A 22,699-nucleotide genomic window follows, 5' to 3' on the forward strand; every position below is an offset into this window, starting at 1 on the left:
CCGGGGCTCCCGGGGCGGTCAGCCGGTCACGGCGACCAGGAAGAGTGCGGCGGCGGCCACCAGGCAGGAGACCAGGACCGCGTAGCCAATGAAGGTGATGCGCTGCTGCCGGGCCCGGTCCCGGCGCCATTCCCTGCGGGTCATCATGGTAGTCATGCAGCGAATCTAGGGAGCGCTTCATGCGTGCGCTAAGAGTAAGGGCTACCTGCTTGCCCCGGGCCGCTACTCAGTTTCCCCGGCCGCGGTCCCGCTGCTGCGGGCAGCCTGCGGTGTTAAGCGAGCGATGCACCCGGGCCGGTGGCCTCGGGTGCATCGCTGGTGTGGTGCTGTGTGGTGCCGGACCTACTCGTTGTGGGAGTAGCCCTTTGCCAGTTCGGTGGTGGTGTCCGAACGCCCGATGGTGAAGGCCACGAAGTACATGCCGCAGGCGGCAACCAGCAGGATGGCCATGGGCCAGACGTTGTCCAGGCTCAGCCAGTTCAGTGAGAAGATGGCGCCGAGGAAGACCGCAAACATCACTACGAAGGTAAGGATGTTGCTGACCAGGTGACCCTCGCCTGAGTGTGTCGGCTGCTTTGACCGTGTTCCAACCATGGAGTTCTCCGTTTCAAAAAGTGTTCAGTAGCGTTGCGGGTCAGTAGTCCGACGTGGCTTTGCTTCCATTAACAATAGCGATTCCGGAGCTCGCTCCGATACGCGTGGCCCCGGCGTCGATCAAAGCCTGCGCATCTTCGGCGGAACGGACGCCGCCGGAGGCCTTTACGCCCAGGTCGGGACCGACCGTGCGGCGCATCAACGCAATGTCTTCCACCGTTGCTCCGCCGCCGTTGAAGCCGGTGGAGGTCTTGACGAAATCAGCGCCGGCGTCAACCGATGCTTCGCAGGCCAGGACCTTCTGCTCGTCGGTGAGCAGGGAAGTTTCGATGATGACCTTCAGGATGCCGCCGGCGGCGTGGACGGCGTCGGCGACGGCGGCGATGTCGCGGACCAGCGCGGCGCGGTCGTTGCGGCGTGCTGCGGCAATGTCGATGACCATGTCGATTTCGTCGGCGCCGTCCTGCAGTGCACCCTGGGCTTCGAAGACCTTGACCTCGGTGGTGGTGGCACCCAGGGGGAACCCGATCACCGAGCAGGTCAGCACGCCGCTGCCCTTCAGGGCGTTGCGGACGGTACCTACCCAGAGCGGGTTCACGCATACCGACTTGAACTGGTATTCGACGGCTTCGGCGCAGACCCGCAGGATGTCCTCGCGGCCGGCCTCGGGCTTCAGGAGCGTGTGATCAATGTACGAGGCAATGGGGGTAGGCATGGATCTATCTTGCCACAGGGGCAGTGGTGGAAAGCCGCGGGAATGCAACGGGAGTCTCTCGGAGCCCGGGAAAAATAAACGGCCGGGCCCCCGAAATCAGGCGCCCGGCCGTTTAGAGCGGTTCGTTTTTAGTAGTAGCCGGGCCAGTTGCCCATCAGCTGTACATGAGTGCTGCCCGGAGCGGCCGATACAGTGGCAGCCGAAGCCGGCGCGGCCGCGCCCGCTCCGAGGAGGACAGCGGCCAATAGTGCTGCTGCACCAAGTTTTTTCATGGAGTGCTCCTTGGGGGAAAGTTCATTCAGGGTGGGACAATTGGAGTGTAGCTATGCTTAGGATCCAATTGATGTGCGGCGCGCCTTCTTTGGTGAATGCTGAGCAAATATTTTATGTAACCGTTGGACCTTGACCACTGAAAGAGGCCTGCAGCGTTGGAACAGAATCCAGTCGTTATAGTCAACGAGCATCGAGCACAGCAGGCCAAGGCCGAGCATGACTACGCAAAGGCAATTGAATACTCCGTAATTGCCCGCGATGCAGCCCTAAGTGACGGCGACAAGTGGGCGTTTCACCGGTCATCTTTCAATATCGCTCATTTTCAGTACGCACTGGGACGAATGGACGACTGCATTCGCACCATTGAGGAACTCGTGAAGCATCCTGCCATAACTGAATACCCTGAGTTGGTAGCCCAGGCCCGGACGCTGCTTGCCCACGCACTGCAGAACAGCGGTGCGAGTGATCGAGCGTTCATCGCTGCCGAAGAAGCCGCAAGTCTGGTTCCGGATGAGTCGGGACAGCTCCGTTTGGTACTCCAGCATTCCATCGTTTCCACCCTCGCTGAGAAGGGTGAATCAGAAGAAGCGTGGCGGGAAGCACTCGTAATGGATACCCTGGTTGGCCCGGAATCGGGCGTAAGGGATCGCGGCATGGCTTATTGGGCCATCGGAAATGCCGGCTTTATGTCCGGGCGAATCACCGAGGGACAGGAGTACCACGACCGAGCGGCAATCGACCTCGTTCGTATCGGCGACGTGAATCTGTGGGCACTCTTTAACAAGGCTGCTGCCAATATGCGCCTTGAAGCAGGTCTCATAAACAGCGCGACACTTGAATGTGTTGAACGGGCAGAGGTTGCTATTTCGGTTGTGGGCGGCAACGTTGCGGACAAGGTGGAAATCCTCTTGGCACGCGCCCATTGGGAATACGCGTCAGGGAACTTGGAGGTCGCAGAGAACAAGCTCCGTGAGGTTGTGGCCCAAACCAAGGAGATGTTCCCGTATATTCGGGCCCAGTCCCTTCAGCTGCTCAGTGGGTGCCTGCTGCAGGCGGGCCGAAGGGGCGAGGCGCTCAAACTCGCGCTGGAAAGCGAGCAGATCTTCCTGGAAACCGGCGCCGCCGAGCGTGCGTTCCAAGTCCGCACATTCATTGACACCATGGAAGCAGCCCGCGAACAGTAGGCGTCTTCGAAATAGGGTGCAACACAACCACAGGAACTCGATATTTAAGCATTGAAGGCGCACAATACAAGCACGGTCTCCGAACTACCGGCGGCGGCGCTATCAGTTATTCCAATACGGCGAGGCATACCGCTGCATAGAGGTCCCGCGCGGCGACTTGGGGGAAACATGGCTAGATACGAGGGGCACCCGACAACGGTGCAGTACCCGCCCGCGCCCGGATCCATGGACGTTCATCTGTCCGAGGAGGGTCACCTGGTGCTTGAGCTGCCGCCGGGCGAGGTTGTGACGGGCACCATGGCCGAGATTGCGGCCGAGAACATCATCAGGATGGCCAGCAGCGGTAAGTTGCCGTTGCTCCTGACCCTGTCCGGTGTCGAATCCATCACCCGGGGTGCCCGGGAGGTATTCAGTGCTGCGCGCTCCCTCTCCGCCGTCGCCGTCATCGGTGTTTCACCGGTTGACCGCGTTATCGCCAACTTCCTTCTGGGCGGGGAAGTCCAGCCCTGCCCCACCCGTTATTTCTCCTCCGAGGCGGACGCCCTGATCTGGCTGGAACGGTTCGCCTCGTGATGGCGGATCAAGATCAGGCAGCACCCTCGGCATATAACGACGCCCGGTTGAACAAGATCGTGGAGGGCATTGTCAGCATTGCCGCCGGCGATCTGTCTGCCCGGATTCCCATATCGGCTGCCCGTGACCAGGTGGACGCGGTCAGCACCGGTATTAACCTGCTGGCCGCAGAGCTGGATGACATCTACCGCGACTTTGAGCAGCGCGTGGAAAACCGCACCGAGGAATTGCGGGAGGCCCATGCCCAGATGCAGCACATGGCACTCTCGGATCCGCTCACCGGCGTCGCAAACCGGCTGGCGCTGATGCAGGTAACCGAAGATGCGTTGAGCGAGTGGAACGGTGCGGAGCCTGCGCCTGCAATGTTGATGATCGATCTCGATGGGTTCAAAGACATCAACGACAGCTTCGGCCACAACGCGGGGGACCGCGTCCTTCAGGAGGTTGCCGTGCGGCTGCTCCGCGCGGTGCCGCCGAGGAGCACCGTGGCCCGGCTCGGCGGGGACGAATTTGCAATCCTGCTGCCGCGCGTGAATCGTTTGTCCGCCCGTGCAGCGGCAGAGCGGCTTCAGGAGGCACTGAGCATCCGTACCGAGGTGGAAGAACTGGATGTGTGGCCGCGGGCCAGCATCGGGGTTCACCTGGCCGAAGCAGGACAGTCCGCCACCGATCTCCTCCTGCGTGCCGACACCGCAATGTATATCGCGAAGGATGAGGGCCCCGGGATGGTCCGGGCCTTCGAACCGGTCATGCTGTATGCCCGGCAGCTGCGCCGGGACATGGTGTCCGAACTGCGCAACGCCGTGGAACGCAACGAATTCCGGCTGGACTACCAGCCGGTGGTGGACCTGGCCAGCGGGCGGATGCAAGGCGTTGAGGTCCTGCTGCGCTGGCAGCATCCCACACAGGGACTGATCATGCCGGACGCTTTTATCCCCCTGGCTGAGGAGTGCGGCGCCATTGGGGGCATAGGCCGCTGGGTGCTGCGGTCTTCCCTCGAGCAGTTGGCGGCTTGGCGGGCCGCCGGAAACGACCAGGACGGGTTCCACATCCGGGTCAACGTCTCCCCGTCTGAGTTGCAGAGCATGGACCTGGTGGACTACGTCCGCGCCCAGCTGCGGGAAACGGGAGCAGCTCCGCGGGATCTGGTCCTGGAAATCACCGAGAGTGCGTTTGTAGGCAGCGGAGACGTGGAGACGTACTCCATGAAGTCACTCAAGGCACTGGGAGTACGGCTGGAAATCGACGACTTCGGAACCGGGTATTCCTCCATCAGCTACCTGCGGCGACTGCCCGTGGCCACCGTCAAGGTGGACCGGGCCCTGATTGCCACCATCAGCCGGGACGAAGGCCAGTTGAAATTCGTGGACGCCGTGCACCGCCTCATTCAGGCGGCCGGGATGGAAGCCGTCTTTGAGGGCATTGAAACCCGTGACCAGGCCCGCCTCCTGCGCCAGATGGGCTGCTCCAGCGCGCAGGGCTACTTCTTCAGCCGCCCGCTGTCGGCTGAGCAGGTGGGAACTCTGCTGGCCAGCGGCAGTCGTCTGCCCCTGGCCACCGAACTGCTCGCCTGACTGCACGCCGCCGGCCAAGCGCCCTCCGCCGCCCGGGCTTACTTCTGCACCCGGTAGTGGAGGAACACCACACCATTGCCGAAGCGCTGTTCCTCCACCAGCTCCAGGTCCAGGCGGAGCCCGGCCGGCAGGAAACGCTTGCCGCCGCCGATGATCACGGGGGAGAGCAGCTGCTGCACCTCGTCCACCAAGCCGGCCTGCAGCGCCTGCGCGGCGAGGGCCGCTCCGCCCACCGAGACGTCGCCGTCGGACGCCTCAACGAGGGTCCGTACGGCGTCGGGGTCGAAATTGTGCTCCAGCCGTGTGCGCGGTGCATCCAGTTCCGTGAGGGAGCGGGAATACACCACTTTGTCCGCCGCCTGCCAGATCCGGGCATACTCCTGGATGGCTTCGGGCTCGTTCGGCGGCACGGAATCCCAGTACGCCATCACCTCGTACAGCTGACGCCCCAGCAGAAACGTCCGCATGTTGCGGTCCAGTCCGTTGACGAAGCGGTGCACCTCTTCGTCGGGCATGCTCCAGTCAAAGGACCCGGACTCGTCCGCAATGTAGCCATCCAACGAGGTAATGCCTGTGTAGATCAGCCGTCCCATGCCGGTCTCCCGCTTAGTTAGAGTCCCAGGGCCGTCCGTACATCCGCCAGCACGGCGTCCAGCGCAGCGCGTGCCTTGGCACGGGCGGCCGGCAGCTCCTCGGCCGAAGCCACCGGCTCAATTACCTCGAGGTAGCACTTGAGCTTTGGCTCGGTTCCACTGGGGCGGATGATGACCCTAGTGTTGTCCCGGGTAATGTACCGCAGTCCGTCGGTGGGCGGCAGGCCCGCGTCGCCCAGGGAAAGGTCGACGACGGATTCCACCTCGGAGCCGGCAAAAGACACGGGCGGGTGTTCGCGCAGGCGCTGCATCATCTCGGTCAGCAGGCCGAGGTTGTCCACCCGGACGGAGAGCTGGTCGCTCTGGTGCAGGCCGTGGGTCAGGGCAAGGTCGTCGAGCTCATCGAAGAGGGTCCGGCCGGCGGCCTTTAGCGACGCGGCCAGCTCGGCAATCAGCACACCGGCGGAGATGCCGTCCTTGTCCCGCACCAGTCCGGGAGCCACGCAGTAACCCAGGGCCTCTTCGTAGCCGTAGGTCAGCTTCGGCACCCGCGAGATCCACTTGAAACCGGTGAGGGTCTCCTGGTGCTCAAACCCGGCCGCTTCGGCGACCCGGGCCAGCAGGCGGGAGGACACGATGGAGTTGGCGAAGACCACGCCTTTACGGCTCTTTTCGCCGCGGACCTTCCACCGTCCCGCAGCGATCCGGCGGGAGATATGGCGGCCGAGCAGGGCCCCCACTTCGTCGCCGCGCAGCATCCGCCATTCACCCGTGGCCGGGTCCTTGGCGGCGACGGCGGCGCGGTCGGCGTCGGGGTCATTGGCCAGGACCAGATCCGCATTCCGCTCGACGGCCAGTTCCAGGGCCAGGTCCAGCGCGCCGGGTTCCTCGGGGTTGGGGAAGGCTACGGTGGGGAAATCCGGGTCCGGCAGCGCCTGCGCGGCCACCAGCGCCACCGAGGTGAACCCGGCTCCGCGCAGCACCGACGTCATGGTTTCGCCGCCGACGCCGTGCATGGGTGTCAGCACAATGTCCAGGTCCCGCTCGGGGTAGCCTTCGGGGTGCATCAGCCCGTCCACAGCGCCGATGTAGTCAGCCACGAGGGATTCGGAGACCTCGGTGTAGCCGTCCGGTGCCAGCTCGATTGAGTCCAGCGGCGCGGTGTAATCGATCCGCGCCGCGATCTCGGCGTCGTACGGCGTGACAATCTGGGCGCCGCGTCCCGGCCCCTTGACCGTGCGGCCGCCCAGGTACACCTTGTAGCCATTGTCCCGGGCCGGATTGTGGCTGGCGGTAACCATCACTCCGGCGTCGGTGTCCAGGGCGCGTACGGCATAGGCCAGCAGCGGCGTGGGCAGGGTGCAGGGAAGCAGGAACGTCTCGATGCCGGCAGCGCCGAACACCGCAGCGGTTTCCAGCGCGAAGTCCCGGGACTTGTGCCGCGCGTCGTAGCCAATCACGGCGCTGGGGGTCCAGTTGTCCCCGGCGGTGTCCTGCAGGAAGGACGCGATGCCCGCAGCCGTGCGGCGTACCACCACCCGGTTCATCCGCATGGGACCGGCGCCCAGTTCCGCCCGCAGCCCCGCGGTGCCGAATTCCAGCGTGCCGGCAAACCGGTCGGCCAGGTCGTCGGCCGCTTCGGCGTCGTTGGTTTCCAAAGCGCGGAGCACGGCGCGCAGTTCCGCCGCGGTATCGGTGTCGGGGTCACTCGCTGCCCATGCTTTTGCTGCGGCAACGAGTTCATCCAGTTCAACGGAATTCATAGTCATGATGTGTACCTTGCTGGGCAACGGCGGAGCGCCGCTAGATCCGGTTGATGATTTCGGCGAGCAGCTTGGAGATGCGGGGGCCGGCGGCCTGCCCGGCTTCCAGCACCTCCTGGTGGCTCAGGGCCACCGGGCTGATGCCCGCGGCGAGGTTGGTGACCAGGGAGATGCCGAAGACCTCCATGCCGGCGTGCCGGGCAGCAATGGCTTCCAGTGCGGTGGACATGCCCACCAGGTCTGCGCCGATGGTCTTGGCGTATCGGACCTCGGCCGGGGTTTCGTAGTGCGGGCCGGTGAACTGCGCGTAAACGCCCTCGTCCAAGGTGGGATCCACGCTGCGGGCCACCTCCCGCAGGCGCGGGGAGTACAGATTGGTGAGGTCCACAAACGTTGCCCCCTCCAGCGGGGAGGTGGCCGTGAGGTTGATGTGGTCGCTGATGAGCACCGGGGTGCCGGGCTGCCAGGCCGGGTTCAGGCCGCCGCAGCCGTTGGTCAGGACCATGACCTTGGCGCCGGCGGCGGCTGCGGTACGCACACCGTGCACGACGGCGCGTACTCCCTTGCCCTCGTAGTAATGGGTGCGTGCGCCCAGGACCAGGGCACGCTTGCCGTCGGGAGTGAGCACCGAACGGATGGTGCCGACGTGGCCCTGGACGGCAGGGGCGGAGAAGCCGGGGATGTCGGAGGCGGAGAGGGTGGCAGTGGTCTCGCCGATGAGCTCCGCTGCTTCCCCCCAGCCGCTGCCGAGAACCAGGGCAATGTCATGGGAGGGCACACCGGTGTGCTCGGCAATGTAGTCGGCGGCCTGCTGGGCAAGTTCAAATGGGTCGTTAGTCACACCTACAACCTACCGTCTTCACACGTTGGCCGGGTGCGGGGCCGGCGGCGCCGTTTGAGCGCCGTCACGGGATGGGACACAATAGAGCCTTGTGACGAGCCAACTAGATTTCACTGCCCGGAAAATTGCCATCCTCGGAGGTGGCCCCGGCGGCTACGAGGCCGCCCTGGTGGCCGCATCCCTCGGGGCGGACGTAACCATTGTCGAGCGGCAGGGACTGGGTGGCTCTGCGGTGCTCACCGACGTCGTTCCCTCCAAGACCCTCATCGCCACCGCCGATGTGATGACCCGCATGACCGCCGCCCGGAACCTGGGCGTTGAATTCGGCGATATTGCCAGCCCGGTCTTCGCTGACCTCAAGGTAGTCAACCACCGCCTGCTGGCGCTGGCCAAGGAACAGTCCAATGACATCCGCCGCACGCTCGAACGCGTGGGCGTGAAGGTAAAGATCGGTGCCGGCCGGCTGCTGAACAACACCACCATTGAGGTCACGGCCGACGACGGCACGGTCGAAACCGTCGAGGCCGAGGCCCTGCTGATCGCCACCGGCGCCAACCCCCGCGAGCTGGACACCTCCCTGCCCGACGGTGAACGCATCTTTACCTGGAAGCAGATCTACAACCTCACCGAGGTGCCCGAACACCTGATTGTCATTGGTTCCGGCGTGACCGGAGCCGAGTTCGCCAGCGCCTACAACGGCCTGGGCACCAAGGTCACGCTCATCTCCAGCCGCGACCGGGTGCTGCCGGGTGAGGACGCGGATGCCGCCGTCGTACTGGAAGACGTGTTCCAGGCCCGCGGCATGACGGTGCTCAGCCGTTCCCGCGCCGATTCGGTGAAGAATACCGGCGACGGCGTGCTGGTCACCCTTTCCGACGGCCGCACCGTGGAAGGCAGCCACTGCCTGGTGGCCGTGGGCGCCATTCCCAACACCGCCGGCATCGGCCTGGAAGAGGCCGGGGTGCAGCTGGATGACCGCGGCCAGATCAAGGTCGACGGCGTCTCCCGCACCACGGCGCCGAACGTGTATGCCGCTGGCGACTGCACCGGCGTCTTCAACCTGGCGTCCGTGGCCGCCATGCAGGGCCGCATCGCCGTGGCGCACCTGATGGGCGACGGCGTGAAGCCGCTGAAGCTCAAGCAGGTTGCCTCAAATATCTTCACGTCACCGGAAATCGCGTCCGTGGGCGTTTCCGAAGCGGACGTTGCCGAGGGCCGCTACCAGGGCGACGTCATCAAGCTCTCGCTGCACACCAATGCGCGGGCCAAGATGATGGACGTCAAGGAAGGCTTCGTAAAGATCATTTCCCGCAAGGGCTCCGGCACCGTGATCGGCGGTGTGGTTGTGGGTCCGCGTGCTTCCGAGCTGATCTTCCCCATCGCGCTTGCCGTGACGCAGAAGCTGCACGTGGATGACCTGGCGAACACCTTCACGGTTTACCCCTCGCTCACCGGCTCCATTTCCGAGGCGGCTCGGCGCCTGCACGTACATATGTAGCGTTTTACGCTTCCCCATCCCGCGTCCGCGGCGGAGTGTTCCGACCGCGGGCGCGGGTTTTTTGTGCCCGGAATATGACAAACGCCGAAACATTGTCCACTATTTGGAATCGAATCTCAGATAACGGACGCCTTTGCCTACGATGTGGATACTTCAATTCCTCTTGCGAAAGACTCCCAATGCCTACTACGAATCGTTCTGCGGAAGCGGTGCCGGCCAAGGCCAATTCGAAGAGCCGCGTGATCGTTGCCAGCCTGATCGGCACGTCCATTGAGTTCTACGACTTCTACGTTTACGCCACGGCTGCCGTCCTGGTCTTTCCCCGGCTGTTCTTCCCGAACGCGGAAGGCGCCACAGCCCTGCTGAGCTCGTTTGCCGTCTTCGGGGTGGCCTTTATTGCCCGCCCGCTGGGGTCGATCATCTTCGGGCATTTCGGAGACAAAGTCGGCCGCAAGGGGACCCTGGTGGCCTCGCTGCTGACCATGGGCATTGCCACCTTCCTGATCGGGTGCCTGCCCGAGGCCAAGGACGGGTGGGTCATCCTGGCGCCGGCGCTGCTGGTTGTGATGCGCTTCGCCCAGGGCCTGGCCCTTGGCGGGGAGTGGAGCGGCGCTGCCCTGCTGGCGACCGAGAACGCACCGGCCAACAAGCGCGCCGTCTGGGGAACATTCCCGCAGCTGGGCGCTCCCATCGGCTTCATTCTCGCCAACGGGTTGTTCCTGCTGCTGAGCTTCCAGCTCACCCCCGAACAGTTCGACCAGTGGGGCTGGCGCGTGCCGTTCCTGGCCAGCGCCGTCATGGTCATCATCGGCCTGTACGTGCGGTTGAAGCTGGTGGAAACCCCGGCGTTCCAGAAGGCCGTGGACTCCGGCGAAGTGAGCAAGCTGCCGCTGGGACGGGCGTTCCGCTTCAGCTGGCGGCAGATGATTGCCGGCACCTTCATCATGCTGGCCACCTATGTCCTCTTCTACCTGATGACTACCTTCACCCTCACCTACGGCACTGCGGCGAAGACGGAAGAGGCGGCACGCGCCGCCGCCGAGAAAGCCAATAAAGCCTTCGACCCCGAGACCTTCTCGGCGGGCCTGGGCTATGCCCGCAACGACTTCCTGATCATGCTGATTGTGGGCGTCGTGTTCTTCGGAATCTTCACCCTGGTGGCCGGGCCGCTGGCGGAGAAGTTCGGCCGCCGCAAGACCCTGCTGACCGTGACCGCGGGAATCTTCCTTTTCGGCTTCACCTTCTCGCCGCTGTTCTCCGGCGGCACCGTGGGGGTCATGACCCTGCTGATCATCGGCTTCACCCTGATGGGACTCACCTTCGGTCCGATGGGCGCCATGCTGCCGGAACTGTTCCCGACCAACGTCCGTTACACCGGCTCCGCCATTGCCTACAACGTCTCCTCGATCCTGGGTGCGGCCGTGGCACCGTTCATCGCCGTCGCCCTGTGGCAGGCCGCAGACGGCAGCCCGTGGCTGGTGGGTATCTACCTCAGTTCCATGGCGGTGCTGACCCTGGTGGCACTGTTTGTCACGAAGGAAACCCGCGACGTCGACTACGAGAACAACACCAGTGAGGCCGTGAAGGTCCGCTAGGCAGGCTACGGCCGGCAGCTGTTCGGCGGCAGGGCAAAGGCCCGGTTCCCCCAGGGGAGCCGGGCCTTTCCGTTGTGCTGTGTAGCCTGTGGTGCCTGTGTTGCCCGTGTTGCCTGGCGCGCGGGCCTGCGGGCCTGCGGGCCCGGGCCTAGTCGGCGATGGTGGCGATGACGGCGCCGGCGGACACGGTTGCACCGGGCACCGCCGTGAGTCCGGTGACGGTGCCGGACTTGTGCGCGGTCAGCGGCTGTTCCATCTTCATGGCCTCCAGGACGACCACCAGGTCGCCCTCCCGGACGGCCGTCCCGTCCTCCACCGCCACCTTGACGATGGTGCCCTGCATGGGCGAGGTCAGGTCATTGCCGGCTGCTGCCGCGGAAGCACCGCCGCGGGAACGCTTGCGGCCCTTGCCGCTGCCGCCGTTGCGGGCACCGTTGGACGCGCCGTTTCCGGCACCGCCCAGCCCGGCGGGCAGCACAACCTCAAGCCGTTTGCCGCCCACTTCCACGGTCACACGGCGGCGTTCGTCGTCGTCGTTCGCTTCGCCCGCCTCGCCGCTCCAAGCCGGCAGGGAGTTCACGAACTCGGTCTCGATCCAGCGGGTGTGGACACCGAAGCCGGTTTCGGAGGTGAAGGCCGGGTCGGCCACCACGGCGCGGTGGAAGGGCAGGACGGTCGGCATGCCAACGACGTCGATCTCCGCCAGGGCGCGGCGGGCACGCTGGAGCGCCTGGCTGCGGGTGGCGCCGGTAACAATGAGCTTGGCGAGCATGGAATCGAAGTTTCCGCCCACCGTTTCGCCGGCCTCAATACCGGAATCGACCCGGACGCCGGGGCCGGTGGGCAGCTTGAACGCGGAGACTGTGCCCGGCGCCGGCATGAAGTTGCGGCCCGGGTCCTCGCCGTTGATGCGGAATTCAAAGGCGTGCCCGCGGATTTCCGGGTCCCCGTAGCCCAGGGCTTCGCCGCGGGCAATGCGGAACTGCTCGCGGACCAGGTCCAGGCCGGTGACTTCCTCGGACACCGGGTGCTCCACCTGCAGGCGGGTGTTTACTTCCAGGAAGGAGATGGTGCCGTCCGTGCCGACCAGGAACTCACACGTGCCTGCACCCTGGTAGCCGGCCTCTTTCAGGATGGCCTTGGACGCCGTGTACAGGCTGGCCGTCTGTTCCTCGGTGAGGAACGGGGCGGGGGCTTCCTCGACCAGCTTCTGGTTGCGGCGCTGCAGGGAGCAGTCGCGGGTGGAAACCACAACGACGTTGCCGTAGGCATCGGCCAGGCACTGGGTTTCCACGTGCCGGGGAGCGTCCAGGAAGCGCTCGATGAAGCACTCGCCGCGGCCGAACGCCGCAGTGGCCTCGCGGACCGCGGAGTCGAACATCTCGGGGATTTCCGCGCGGGTGCGGGCCACCTTGATGCCGCGTCCGCCGCCGCCGAAGGCAGCCTTGATGGCCAGGGGCAGGCCGTGCCGGTCAGCGAAATCCAGCACGTCCTGGGCGGACTCGACCGGATCCGGGGTGCCGGGTACCAGCGGGGCGCCGACCTTGGCGGCAATGTGGCGGGCCTGGACCTTATCGCCGAGTGAGGAGATGGCGCTGGGGGAGGGGCCGATCCACGTCAGGCCGGCGTCGATGACGCGCTGGGCAAACTCGGCGTTTTCGGAGAGGAAGCCGTAGCCGGGATGGATGGCATCTGCGCCGGAGCGCGCCGCGGCGTCGAGGATTTTGTCCATGTCCAGGTAGGACTCCGCGGCGGTGCTGCCGCCCAACGCGTAGGCCTCATCGGCGAGGCGTACGTGCAGCGCGTCCCTGTCGGGGTCGGCATAGACGGCAACGGCGGCAAGGCCTTCATCACGCGCTGCGCGGATTACCCGGACGGCAATTTCGCCGCGGTTGGCAATGAGGATCTTGGTGAGTGCCTTGGCGGAGGTCGCGGCAGGCTCGGGGATGTTCTGGCTCATTGGTGCACTGGCTCCTTTTGATCTGTTCGGAGCCTAGCGCGGTTTTGTGGTCTCGGGCCATAATGCGTGCTGTTTCTGCGTGGGACGCAGCTGTTCGTTGTGGGGTTTCTACAAAGCACATGGCTTGCCCGCCGCTTCGGCCGCGGTGCTCCTTCCGTGCAGCTGGTGCCGCCTGCGCCGCTTCGGCCCACCTTCTGCGCAGCTGATGCTGTCTGTGCGCGGCCGTGGTGCACCTTGCGTGCAGATGATGCTGTCTGCGCCGGCCTGAACCAACATCAGCTGTACACAGGCCGCGTCCGAGCCCGGCGAGGCTGTGGATAACGGCTGAACGAGCCTGAGGGCAATCTGTAATAGAGCCATGCCGAAGCCGCAGCCCTTGCCGGAGCAATTTGCCGCCCCCTTTGCATACTCAGAGGCCAGGGCCGCCGGGCTGAGTGTTGCCCGGCTCCGCGCATCGGACCTGCGTACTCCCAGCAGAGCAGTACGGGTTCCCCAGACGGCGGTGTTTGACCTGGCGGCCGGGTGCCGCCCGTACCTGCAGATGCTTCCGGACGCCGTCATCAGCCACGGAACAGCTGCCAGGCTGCACAGGCTGGCCGTGCCGCGCAGGCTTACCGAGGAACCCCTGCTCCACCTCAGCCGGAGCCCGAAATCCGCGCCCCCGCGACGGCGCCATATCCGCGGGCATCGGCTGGTACTGGCATCCAACGACGTTACGTATATTGCGGGCCTTCCTGTCACATCGGTTGGCCGTACCTGGCTGGACTTGGCCGGTGTTCTGTCCATCGAGGAGCTCGTCATGGTGGGGGACCAGATAGTGAGCGAACACCACCGCAACTTCGGGCCACCCCGCCGGCCCATGGTTCCGCTGGCAGAGCTGCGGGACCTGGTCGAGCGGCGGTCGGGTACACCCGGCGTGCGCCGCAGCCGGCAGGCGTTGGGGCTTGTCCGGGTGGGGGTGGACTCCCCGCCCGAGACCCGGCTTCGGTTGATGCTGGCCAAACATGCCGATCTGCCTGAGTTCCTGCCAAACGTTGCCCTGCTCGATGACTACGGGCGGCCGCAGGTCTGGACGGACTTGGGCTGCCGGGAATTCCGCACCTGCCTTGAGTACGACGGTGCGCACCACCTCACTCCGGACCAGCAGGCACGGGATCACTACCGCGACCTGAGGACTGCCGAACTCGGATGGCACCAGGTGAAAATCAGCCGGACCGATCTGGCCCAGGGATCGTTCCGGGTCGCCGCCAAGGTGCGGCGGGGATTGGTGCTGGGCGGATGGAGGCCATTGGGCTGATGCGGCCCGCGCCTGCCACCTGGTGTGCAGCTAATGCGCCCTGAGAAGAGTGCAGACAGCATCAGCTGTACGAAAGGTGCGCGGGGTGGGGTGCTGCAAACCGCCGTTGGGAGCCGAGGACCTACTTCCAGAGATCGATGATCCGCACCCCTGCACTGGACAGCAGCTGGCGCAGCGTGGACACGGACAGCCCGACGACGGCGTGCGGGTCACCGACGACCCGCTCGATGAACGCGCCGCCCAGGGAATCGATGGTGAAGGATCCGGCCACCTGCAGCGGCTCGCCCGTGGCGATGTACGCCTCGATTTCCTCGTCGGACAGCTTGGCGAAGTGCACCTCGGCGGAGCTGACCGCGCCGAGGGTTGCGCCGGACCCGTCCTCATCGGTGTCGCGGCAATCCACCAGCCAGTGCCCGGTGTGCAGCACCCCGGAGGAACCGCTCATGCGCCGGATCCGGGAACGGGCGACGTCGGCCTCCCACGGCTTGCCGTGCGCCTCGCCGTCGAACTCGAACACCGAGTCGCAGCCGATCACCAGGGCGCCGTCGGCCTCCGGCAGTGCGGCCACGGCTTCGGCCTTGGCGCGGGCCAGCAGCAGGGCGGTGTCGTGCGGGTCGGTCAGCCCGTAGCGGGCGGTGACGGCGTCTTCATCCACGTCGGATACAAGGACCGTGTGGGCAATGCCGGCGTCGGTCAGCAGTTTGGTGCGGGCGGGGGACGCGGAGGCCAGGATGAGGCTCAGGTTCGGGTTGGTCACGGCATCCAGCCTAGTGCCGGGGAAGCCGCCGGAAAAACGCCGCCGGCGCCGGTTCAGCCGGCCCGGCCAGCCCGCGCCCGTCCATCAGCCCGGCCGGCCGTTAACGCGGCAGGGCCGCCCCCAAGGGGACGGCCCTGCCAAAGCGGTGAACCTAGCTCCTGACACCCGCTCCGGGCACCTGGATGGCGGTTTGCTCCGCAGCGGTCCGCACCGGGTCGATCTGCTCCGAGTCGTCCGCAAACGGGTCGCCCTCACGCTTGGCGTTGTAAAGCTCGGCATCCAGCAGGCCGTTGCGCTTGGCCACCAGGGTGGGAACCACGGTCTGGCCGGCCACATTGACGGCCGTGCGGCCCATGTCCAGGATCGGATCGATGGCCAGCAGCAGCCCGACGCCGGCCAGCGGCAGGCCCAGCGTGGACAGCGTCAGGGTCAGCATCACGACGGCGCCGGTGGTGCCGGCGGTGGCGGCTGAACCCAGCACGGAGACCAGGGCAATCAGCAGGTAGTCGGTGAAGCCGAGGTCAATGCCGAAGAACTGTGCCACGAAGATCGCGGATACGGCCGGGTAGATCGAGGCGCAGCCGTCCATCTTGGTGGTGGCGCCCAGGGGTACGGCGAAGGACGCATAGGCCCGGGATACACCGAGGTTGCGTTCGGTGACGCGCTGGGTCAGCGGCAGTGTTCCCACGGAGGAGCGGGACACGAAGGCCAGCTGGATGGCCGGCCAGGCGCCGGAGAACCACTGGCGTACGGACAGGCCGTGGCTCTTGATCAGTGCCGGGTAGACGCCGAACAGGACCAGGAAAAGACCGATGTAGATGGTCAGTGCGAACATGCCCAGGGAACCGATGGTGTCCCAGCCGTAGGTGGCCACGGCGGTGCCGATCAGGCCGACGGTGCCCACCGGGGCCAAGCGGATGATCCACCACAGCACCTTCTGGATCACGGCCAGCGCCGACGCGTTCAAGGCCAGGAACGGCTCTGCGGCCTTGCCGACCTTGAGGGCGGCGATGCCGACGGCGATGGCGATCACGAGGATCTGCAGCACGTTGAAGCTGACGCTGGTGCTCACGTCGCCGCTCTCGGCGACCTTGGAGCTGGCACCCAGGCCAAGGAAGTTGCCCGGGATCAGGCCGGTGAGGAAGCCCAGCCAGCTGCCCTGGCTGCCGTGGAAGTCCTCCTGGGCGACGTCGGCATTGTTACCCGGCTGCAGCACGGTGCCCAGCACCATGCCGATGACCACGCTGATCAGTGCGGTAAGGGCGAACCACAGCAGGGTCTGCCAGGCCAGCCGTGCCGCGTTGGAGACGGCACGCAGATTCGCGATCGAGCTGACGACGGCCGTGAAGATCAACGGCACAACGGCGGTCTTCAGCAACGAAACGTAGCTGGTGCCGATGGTGCTCAGGGTGGTGGTCAGCCAGTTCGGCTCGTCACCGTTGGAGCCCATCGACTTGGCCAGCAAGCCAAGGGCCAGGCCGGCGATGAGCGCAGCGATGATCTGCGGCCCGAAGGACGTTGCCCACTTGGGCAAACGCCGGGCGGGGGAATCAGGGGAGGAGGTCTGTGTGGTCACGGAGAAGACTCTAACGGCGGACCACTACCAGACCTGCCTTGAAGTTGCGAAATATTACGCCGGCCAAAACGGGTGCTTTGCAGGTAGCGCGCTGCAGGCCCGCGGCGTCCTGCGGAGAAAGGGCAGTGCCCCGGGGTATTCCCCGGGGCACTGTGACGAACCTCGCACTGGAGGAAGGCGCCGGAACCGGGTTAGTTCCCCAGCAGGGCCCCCCGCAGGGTGTCCAGGCCCACCGAGCCCAGCTGCAGGGCCCGGGTGTGGAAGGCCTTCTCGTCGAAGGCGTTCCCTTCGCGGCTGCGGACCTCGTCGCGGATCTGCTCCCAGAGCCGCTGGCCCAGCTTGTAGGACGGCGCCTGGCCCGGCCAGCCGAGGTAGCGGGTGAACTCGAAGTTCAACTGGCCTTCGCTGATGGTCAGGTTCTGCCTAAGGAAGTCGTAGCCCTTCTCAGCTGTCCAGGTGCCTTCGCCCCAGCGCTCGGGAATATCCAGTTCCAAGTGGACGCCGATGTCGAAGACCACGCGGGCCGCGCGCATCCGCTGGGCATCAAGCATGCCCATCTTGTCGCCCGGATCGCTGAGGTAGCCCAGTTGGTCCATCAGCCGCTCGGCGTACAGCGCCCAACCTTCGCCGTGGCCGGAAACCCAGCAGATGTTCCGCCGCCAGTCGTTGAGCAGCCCGCGCGCCGCCGTCGCCGTGGCAATCTGGAGGTGATGCCCGGGTACGCCCTCGTGGTAGACCGTGGTGGTCTCCTGCCATGTGGTGAAGGTGTCCTCGCCCGCAGGAACGGACCACCACATGCGCCCGGGCCGGGAGAAGTCATCGCTGGGGCCGGTGTAGTAGATGCCGCCCTCCTGGGTGGGGGCGATCATGCACTCGATCCGGCGCATGGGTCCGGTGATGTCAAAGTGCGAGCCGGCCAGGTCTTCCACGGCGCGGTCCGCCAGGTCCTGCATCCAGGACTGCAGCTCATCGGTGCCGTGCAGCTGCCGGGCCGGATCCTCGTTCAGGATGTCCATTGCCTCCTGCACAGTGGCGCCGGGGCGGATCTGCTCCGCTACGGCTTCCTGTTCGGCGATGATGCGGTCCAGCTCTTCCACGCCCCACTGGTAGGTCTCCTCCAGATTGACGGAGGAGCCCAGGAACCGGCGGGACATTAGTGCGTAGCGTTCGGCGCCGACGGCGTCCTTCTCCGGCGCTGCGGGCAGCATCTCGGATTCCAGGAAAGTGGCCAGGGACAGGTACGCGCGGCGGGCGGACTCGGCGCCGGTGCGCAGCTCGGCCAGCAGTGACTCGGGGAGGTTTTCGCCGCCGGGCAGGGATGCGTTGGCGGACAGGGCGTCGAAGAACCCGCCGTCCTCGGCATAGGCGGAAGCCTGCTCGATGACGATCTTGACCTGCCGGCGGGCCGGCACCAGCGACTGTTCCAGTCCGCTGCGGAGGCTGGTGATGTAGCCCGCGACGGCGTCGTCGACGTTGTTCAGCCGGCCGGCAATGTGGTGCCACTGCTCCTCGGTATCCGTGGGCATCAGGTCGAAGATGCTGCGGATGCCCTGGGCGGGGGAAGCGATGTTGTTCAGGTCCGACAGGTCCCAGCCGGATTCGTGGATCTCCAGGTCCAGGCCGAGGCGCTCGTGCATGGCGTCCAGGGTGACATGGTCGACGTCGTCCGCGGGTTCCAGGCCGTCCAGGCGGCTGAGAGTTTCCCGGATGGCTTCGGCGAAGGACTCCAGGCCTGCGGGGGAATAGTCGCCGTATTCGGTTTCCCGCCCCGGGATGCCCAGGGAGGTGGCAAGGGACGGATCCAGGTCGAGGAGGGTGGCGGTGTATGCATTGGCCACGGCGTCGATGGCAGTGGGCTGGCGCGCCGGTGCGCTGGCCGCGGTGGACATGGGCTCGGAAGATGATGTCTGTTGGCTCACAAAGGTAGCCTAACCGCAGAGGCGCCCGGCGGGCCTAATCGCCGTTCCGCAAGGGGGCTAACGGAAGCTGCGCCGCCAGGAGCCCGGCCCGGGGGTCGGCTCGAGCCGGAGCATCCGGCGCCGGGTCCAAATCCGGTGTGCCGGGCGCGGTGCCGGCAGCACTGCTTCTTCAGCCGCCAGCCCGGCGACGACGGCGGCCAGCGCCGCGAGCTCCTCGTCCGTGGGGTTGCCGGCCACCACGGAGAGCAGGGGTGCGTCGGGGGCCGGCGACTCGGGGGATAGGTCCGCGGTGCTCACAGCGGCATGTTCCCGTGCTTCTTGGCCGGCAGGGCGGCGCGCTTCTCGCGCAGGGCCCGCAGCCCGCGGATCAGCTGCAGCCGGGTTTCGGAGGGGGCAATCACAGCGTCCACGTATCCGAGCTGGGCAGCCTGGTACGGGTTGAGCAGCTCGTCTTCATACTGCTCGATGTACTGGCGGCGGACGTCTTCGACATCGCCCCCGGCGTCGGCGGCTGCCTTCAGCGGCGCCCGGTAGAGGATGTTGACGGCGCCCTGGGCGCCCATCACGCCGATCTGCGCGGTGGGCCAGGCGAGGTTGAGGTCGGCGCCCAGCTTCTTGGAGCCCATCACAATGTAGGCCCCGCCGTAGGCCTTGCGGGTGATGACGGTGAGCTTGGGGACGGTGGCCTCGGCGTAGGCGTAGAGCAGCTTCGCGCCGCGGCGGATGATGCCGTTGAACTCCTGGTCCTTGCCCGGCAGGAAGCCCGGCACGTCCACGAAGGTGAGGATGGGAATGTTGAAGGCGTCGCAGTTCCGGACGAAGCGTGCGGCCTTCTCAGAAGCGGCGATGTCCAGGGTGCCGGCAAACTGCATGGGCTGGTTCGCCACGATGCCCACGGTGTGGCCTTCGACCCGCCCGTACCCGATGATCACATTCGGTGCGTAGAGGGCCTGCATTTCCAGGAAGTGGCCGTCATCCAGCACGTTCTCGATGACGGCCCGGATGTCATAGGGCTGGTTGGCGGAGTCCGGGATGAGGGTGTCCAGGGCCAGGTCCGCCTCGGTGGGTTCCGGATCGGAGTCGAAAGCGGTCAGCGGTGCTTCGGCAAGGTTGTTGGACGGCAGGAAGTCCAGCAGTTCGCGGACGAACTCGATGGCGTCCTCCTCGTCCGAGGCGAGGTACGTGGACGTGCCCGTGGTGGCGTTGTGCTGGCGGGCACCGCCCAGGGTTTCCATGTCCACGTCTTCGCCCGTGACCGTCTTGATGACGTCGGGTCCGGTGATGAACATGTGGGAGGTCTTGTCCACCATAACGACGTAGTCGGTCAGGGCGGGGGAGTACGCGGCACCGCCGGCGGAGGGGCCCATGATCAGGGAAATCTGCGGCACCACCCCGGACGCATGCACGTTGTTGCGGAAGATGTCAGCGAACATGGCCAGCGACGCGACGCCTTCCTGGATGCGGGCGCCGCCGCCGTCGAGGATGCCCACCACGGGACAGCCGGTGCGCAGCGCGAATTCCTGCACCTTGACGATCTTCTCGCCGTTGACCTGGCTCAGGGAACCGCCGTACACAGTGAAGTCCTGGCTGTAGACGGCCACGGGACGGCCGTCCACAGTGGCGTAGCCGGAAACCAGGCCGTCGCCCAGGGGCTTCTTCTTTTCCATCCCGAACGCGGTGGAGCGGTGGACAGCCAGTGCATCGAACTCCACGAAGGACCCGGCGTCGACCAGCAAATCGATGCGCTCCCGGGCAGTGTGCTTGCCGCGGGCGTGCTGCTTCTCGACGGCGGCCTGTCCGGAGGGCAGCTCTGCCTCGGCCTGGCGCCGCCGGAACTCGGCGATCTTGCCTGCGGTCGTGTGCAGGTTCGTGTCCTGGTCGATGCTCAAGAAGGCCTCCGGGTGCCGGTCGAGTAGCGCGGGAACCTTCCGGCGGGAAGGGCCGTGCTGGGCGTTAAGTAGGTTCCGCACAAAATGCGTGCGGTTTACGGGGTGTGGTTTACCCAGTCTAGTGAGCGCCTGCACCGGGACTGAGTGTAGAAATCCTACAATTTCGCGTCCCGGTGCTTGGTCCGGCGCAGATGGGGGCCGACATGCGGACACGATGTTACTGACGGGTAACTTAGCTGTGGTGTGTATTACTGTCGAGGCATGAGCACACCCAACAGCACCCCGGAAACGGCGTCGCGGTCCCTGGCCGGACGCACCATCCTGATGTCCGGCGGCAGCCGCGGCATCGGACTTGCCATTGCCCTGCGTGCCGCAGCGGACGGCGCCAACATTGCAATGCTCGCCAAAACGGCGCAGCCGCACCCCAAGCTGGAAGGCACGGTCTACACCGCCGCCGAACAGTTGGAGGCTGCCGGCGGCAAGGCCCTCCCGATCATCGGCGACGTGCGCCGCGACGAAGACGTTGCCCGCGCGGTCCAAGCCGCCGTGGAACAGTTCGGCGGGATCGACATTGTCCTGAACAACGCCTCGGCCATTGATCTGTCCGGCACCGACGCCGTGACGATGAAGAGCTATGACCTGATGGCGGACATCAATACCCGCGGCACCTTTATGCTGTCCAAGTTCTCCCTGGACGCCCTGCGCCGGTCCGATAACGCCCACATCCTGACGCTCTCCCCGCCCCTGAACATGGACCCCAAGTGGGCCGGCAACTACCTCGCCTACACCCTGGCCAAGTACGGAATGTCGCTCACTACGCTCGGCCTGGCGGAGGAACTGAAGAACGACGGCGTGGCGGTGAACTCGCTATGGCCGGTCACCGGCATCGACACCGCGGCAATCCGCAACATGCCCGGCGGCGACAAGCTGGCGGCGGCGTCGCGCAGCGCCGACATCATGGCCGATGCTGCACATGCCATCCTGACCCGGCCCAGCAGCCAGTCGACCGGCAACTTCTACACCGATGAAGCCGTCCTCCGGGAGGAAGGCATCACCGATTTCAGCCGGTACGCGCCGGGCGTGCCCGCAGAGTCGCTGATGCCGGACTTCTTCCTCTAGCCTGGCCCGCACGGAACCGGGTGCCCGTCAATGTCAGGGCGCCCGCGTAAGATCGGATGCATGCAACTGCACTACTCCAGCATGGAAAGACCGGCCCTGGATCCGGACCGCCTGCGGGCGGCCCTGGTGGCCCCCGCCGGCCCGTATGCGGACCTGGAAGTAGTACAGGAAACAGGATCGACCAACACGGACCTGGCCGACGCCGCCCGCCTGCGGCCCTGGGAGGTTCCGGACCTGACGGTGCTGACCGCCGAACTGCAGAACGCCGGCCGCGGCCGGATGGACCGCAGCTGGGTGGCACCGGAACGGTCCTCGCTGTTTGTCAGCGTCCTGATGCGGCCGGTGAACCGGGACGGGCGCCCGCTGCCCACGGACTCCTACGGCTGGCTGTCGCTGCTGGCCGCGCTGGCGATGGCAGAGAGCATAGCCGCCCGCACCGGCGTGGAAGCCCGGCTGAAATGGCCGAATGACGTGATGGTGGACGGACGCAAGCTCGCCGGGGTGCTGGCGCAGCTGGTTCCCTCCAGCGACGGCGCACCGCCGGCCGCAGTGGTGGGTGCCGGCCTGAACGTGAGCCTCACCGATGAGGACCTGCCGGTTCCCACGGCCACCAGCCTGCTGATGGAGTATGCCTCCACCACGGACCGCAACATCCTGCTCCAGGACTACCTGCTGGCCCTGGCGGACGGCTACCGCTTGTTCTGCTCCGTAGACGGAGATGCCGACGCCGTGCCCGCAGGCGGGCAGGACTCGTTGCGGGGCAGGGTTACCGCACGGTTGACCACCCTGGGCCGGGACGTGCGTGCCGAGCTGCCCGGGGGCGGAGCCCTCCTGGGCCGTGCTGCGGCGCTGGCGCCCACGGGAGCCCTCGTTATTGTCGATGAGCAGGGGCACCCGCACACGGTCAGCGCCGCCGATGTGGTGCACCTGCGCGCCGGGCAGGCCTGAGCATATGAGGACCGGACTGTGCCTTTCGGCA

Annotated in this window: 21 protein-coding genes; 8 read left to right on the forward strand and 13 right to left on the reverse strand. The window is 66.0% G+C overall.

The window, feature by feature from the left end; all coding sequences use genetic code 11:
• Positions 1–18: 18 nt before the first annotated feature.
• The 4 genes from LJ754_RS13675 to LJ754_RS13690 all read right to left on the reverse strand — a co-directional run bounded on the left by LJ754_RS13675 (position 19) and on the right by LJ754_RS13690 (position 1,581).
• Positions 19–156: a hypothetical protein gene (locus LJ754_RS13675; protein WP_227914170.1), complete on the reverse strand. Its 138-nt coding sequence runs from the start codon at positions 154–156 to the stop codon at positions 19–21.
• Between the two features lie 186 nt (positions 157–342).
• Positions 343–594, reverse strand: coding sequence for a hypothetical protein (locus LJ754_RS13680; protein WP_227914171.1), 252 nt, complete (start codon positions 592–594; stop codon positions 343–345).
• A 40-nt stretch (positions 595–634) separates the two neighbouring features.
• Entirely contained in the window at positions 635–1,309 is a 675-nt protein-coding gene (deoC, locus tag LJ754_RS13685; RefSeq protein ID WP_227927000.1) for a deoxyribose-phosphate aldolase, read from the reverse strand.
• A gap of 128 nt (positions 1,310–1,437) precedes the next feature.
• Complete coding sequence (locus tag LJ754_RS13690; RefSeq protein WP_227914173.1) at positions 1,438–1,581, reverse strand: hypothetical protein; 144 nt, start codon at positions 1,579–1,581, stop codon at positions 1,438–1,440.
• Positions 1,582–1,737: 156 nt separating this feature from the next.
• On the opposite strand from LJ754_RS13690, the gene LJ754_RS13695 reads away from it, so the two are divergent.
• From LJ754_RS13695 to LJ754_RS13705, 3 genes are all read left to right on the forward strand, one after another.
• Complete coding sequence (locus LJ754_RS13695) at positions 1,738–2,766, forward strand: hypothetical protein (RefSeq protein ID WP_227927001.1); 1,029 nt, start codon at positions 1,738–1,740, stop codon at positions 2,764–2,766.
• 168 nt (positions 2,767–2,934) lie between these two features.
• Entirely contained in the window at positions 2,935–3,339 is a 405-nt protein-coding gene (locus LJ754_RS13700) for a DUF7793 family protein (protein WP_227927002.1), read from the forward strand.
• On the forward strand, positions 3,339–4,913 hold the full coding sequence (locus LJ754_RS13705; RefSeq protein ID WP_227927003.1) for a putative bifunctional diguanylate cyclase/phosphodiesterase: 1,575 nt from the start codon (positions 3,339–3,341) through the stop codon (positions 4,911–4,913). Before LJ754_RS13700 ends, LJ754_RS13705 begins: the two co-directional genes overlap by 1 nt.
• A gap of 38 nt (positions 4,914–4,951) precedes the next feature.
• Here the strand turns inward: LJ754_RS13705 and LJ754_RS13710 are convergent, their stop codons facing one another.
• Genes LJ754_RS13710 through LJ754_RS13720 form a run of 3 tightly spaced genes read right to left on the reverse strand, consistent with a single transcriptional unit; the run spans position 4,952 to position 8,110 of the window.
• Positions 4,952–5,506, reverse strand: a complete 555-nt coding sequence (locus LJ754_RS13710; RefSeq protein WP_227927004.1) for a dihydrofolate reductase family protein — start codon at positions 5,504–5,506, stop codon at positions 4,952–4,954.
• 17 nt (positions 5,507–5,523) lie between these two features.
• Positions 5,524–7,275 carry a phospho-sugar mutase gene (locus LJ754_RS13715; RefSeq protein ID WP_227927005.1) on the reverse strand — a complete coding sequence of 584 codons (1,752 nt, stop codon included), beginning with the start codon at positions 7,273–7,275 and terminating at the stop codon, positions 5,524–5,526.
• Between the two features lie 34 nt (positions 7,276–7,309).
• Positions 7,310–8,110 carry a purine-nucleoside phosphorylase gene (locus LJ754_RS13720; protein WP_227914179.1) on the reverse strand — a complete coding sequence of 267 codons (801 nt, stop codon included), beginning with the start codon at positions 8,108–8,110 and terminating at the stop codon, positions 7,310–7,312.
• Between the two features lie 91 nt (positions 8,111–8,201).
• On the opposite strand from LJ754_RS13720, the gene LJ754_RS13725 reads away from it, so the two are divergent.
• Complete coding sequence (locus LJ754_RS13725) at positions 8,202–9,608, forward strand: NAD(P)H-quinone dehydrogenase (protein WP_227914180.1); 1,407 nt, start codon at positions 8,202–8,204, stop codon at positions 9,606–9,608.
• Between the two features lie 179 nt (positions 9,609–9,787).
• A complete protein-coding gene (locus LJ754_RS13730) occupies positions 9,788–11,203 on the forward strand; it encodes an MFS transporter (RefSeq protein WP_227927006.1) in 1,416 nt (471 codons plus the stop codon).
• 148 nt (positions 11,204–11,351) lie between these two features.
• On the opposite strand, the gene LJ754_RS13735 is transcribed toward LJ754_RS13730, so the two are convergent.
• On the reverse strand, positions 11,352–13,163 hold the full coding sequence (locus tag LJ754_RS13735) for an acetyl/propionyl/methylcrotonyl-CoA carboxylase subunit alpha (RefSeq protein ID WP_227927007.1): 1,812 nt from the start codon (positions 13,161–13,163) through the stop codon (positions 11,352–11,354).
• Positions 13,164–13,521: 358 nt separating this feature from the next.
• On the opposite strand from LJ754_RS13735, the gene LJ754_RS13740 reads away from it, so the two are divergent.
• Entirely contained in the window at positions 13,522–14,460 is a 939-nt protein-coding gene (locus tag LJ754_RS13740) for an endonuclease domain-containing protein (RefSeq protein WP_227927008.1), read from the forward strand.
• A gap of 121 nt (positions 14,461–14,581) precedes the next feature.
• Here LJ754_RS13740 and LJ754_RS13745 read toward each other — a convergent pair whose 3' ends face one another.
• The 5 genes from LJ754_RS13745 to LJ754_RS13765 all read right to left on the reverse strand — a co-directional run bounded on the left by LJ754_RS13745 (position 14,582) and on the right by LJ754_RS13765 (position 20,601).
• Positions 14,582–15,217, reverse strand: coding sequence for a Maf family protein (locus LJ754_RS13745; RefSeq protein ID WP_227927009.1), 636 nt, complete (start codon positions 15,215–15,217; stop codon positions 14,582–14,584).
• 151 nt (positions 15,218–15,368) lie between these two features.
• On the reverse strand, positions 15,369–16,793 hold the full coding sequence (locus LJ754_RS13750) for a dicarboxylate/amino acid:cation symporter (protein ID WP_227914185.1): 1,425 nt from the start codon (positions 16,791–16,793) through the stop codon (positions 15,369–15,371).
• 191 nt (positions 16,794–16,984) lie between these two features.
• Positions 16,985–18,682 (reverse strand): DUF885 domain-containing protein, encoded by a 1,698-nt coding sequence (locus LJ754_RS13755; protein WP_227927037.1) that lies wholly within the window; start codon positions 18,680–18,682, stop codon positions 16,985–16,987.
• 87 nt (positions 18,683–18,769) lie between these two features.
• Positions 18,770–19,009 carry an acyl-CoA carboxylase epsilon subunit gene (locus tag LJ754_RS13760; protein WP_227927010.1) on the reverse strand — a complete coding sequence of 80 codons (240 nt, stop codon included), beginning with the start codon at positions 19,007–19,009 and terminating at the stop codon, positions 18,770–18,772.
• Positions 19,006–20,601: an acyl-CoA carboxylase subunit beta gene (locus LJ754_RS13765; protein WP_227927011.1), complete on the reverse strand. Its 1,596-nt coding sequence runs from the start codon at positions 20,599–20,601 to the stop codon at positions 19,006–19,008. The genes LJ754_RS13760 and LJ754_RS13765 overlap by 4 nt, the downstream gene beginning before the upstream one ends.
• A 261-nt stretch (positions 20,602–20,862) precedes the next feature.
• Here LJ754_RS13765 and LJ754_RS13770 point away from each other — a divergent pair, with 261 nt between their 5' ends.
• Together LJ754_RS13770 and LJ754_RS13775 are read left to right on the forward strand one after the other, a co-directional pair.
• On the forward strand, positions 20,863–21,720 hold the full coding sequence (locus tag LJ754_RS13770) for an SDR family oxidoreductase (RefSeq protein ID WP_227927012.1): 858 nt from the start codon (positions 20,863–20,865) through the stop codon (positions 21,718–21,720).
• Between the two features lie 81 nt (positions 21,721–21,801).
• Positions 21,802–22,668 carry a biotin--[acetyl-CoA-carboxylase] ligase gene (locus tag LJ754_RS13775; protein ID WP_227927013.1) on the forward strand — a complete coding sequence of 289 codons (867 nt, stop codon included), beginning with the start codon at positions 21,802–21,804 and terminating at the stop codon, positions 22,666–22,668.
• The last annotated feature ends 31 nt before the right edge of the window (positions 22,669–22,699 follow it).

Origin of the sequence: Arthrobacter sp. zg-Y40 (assembly GCF_020731535.1) — a bacterium.
Taxonomy (GTDB): domain Bacteria; phylum Actinomycetota; class Actinomycetes; order Actinomycetales; family Micrococcaceae; genus Arthrobacter_B.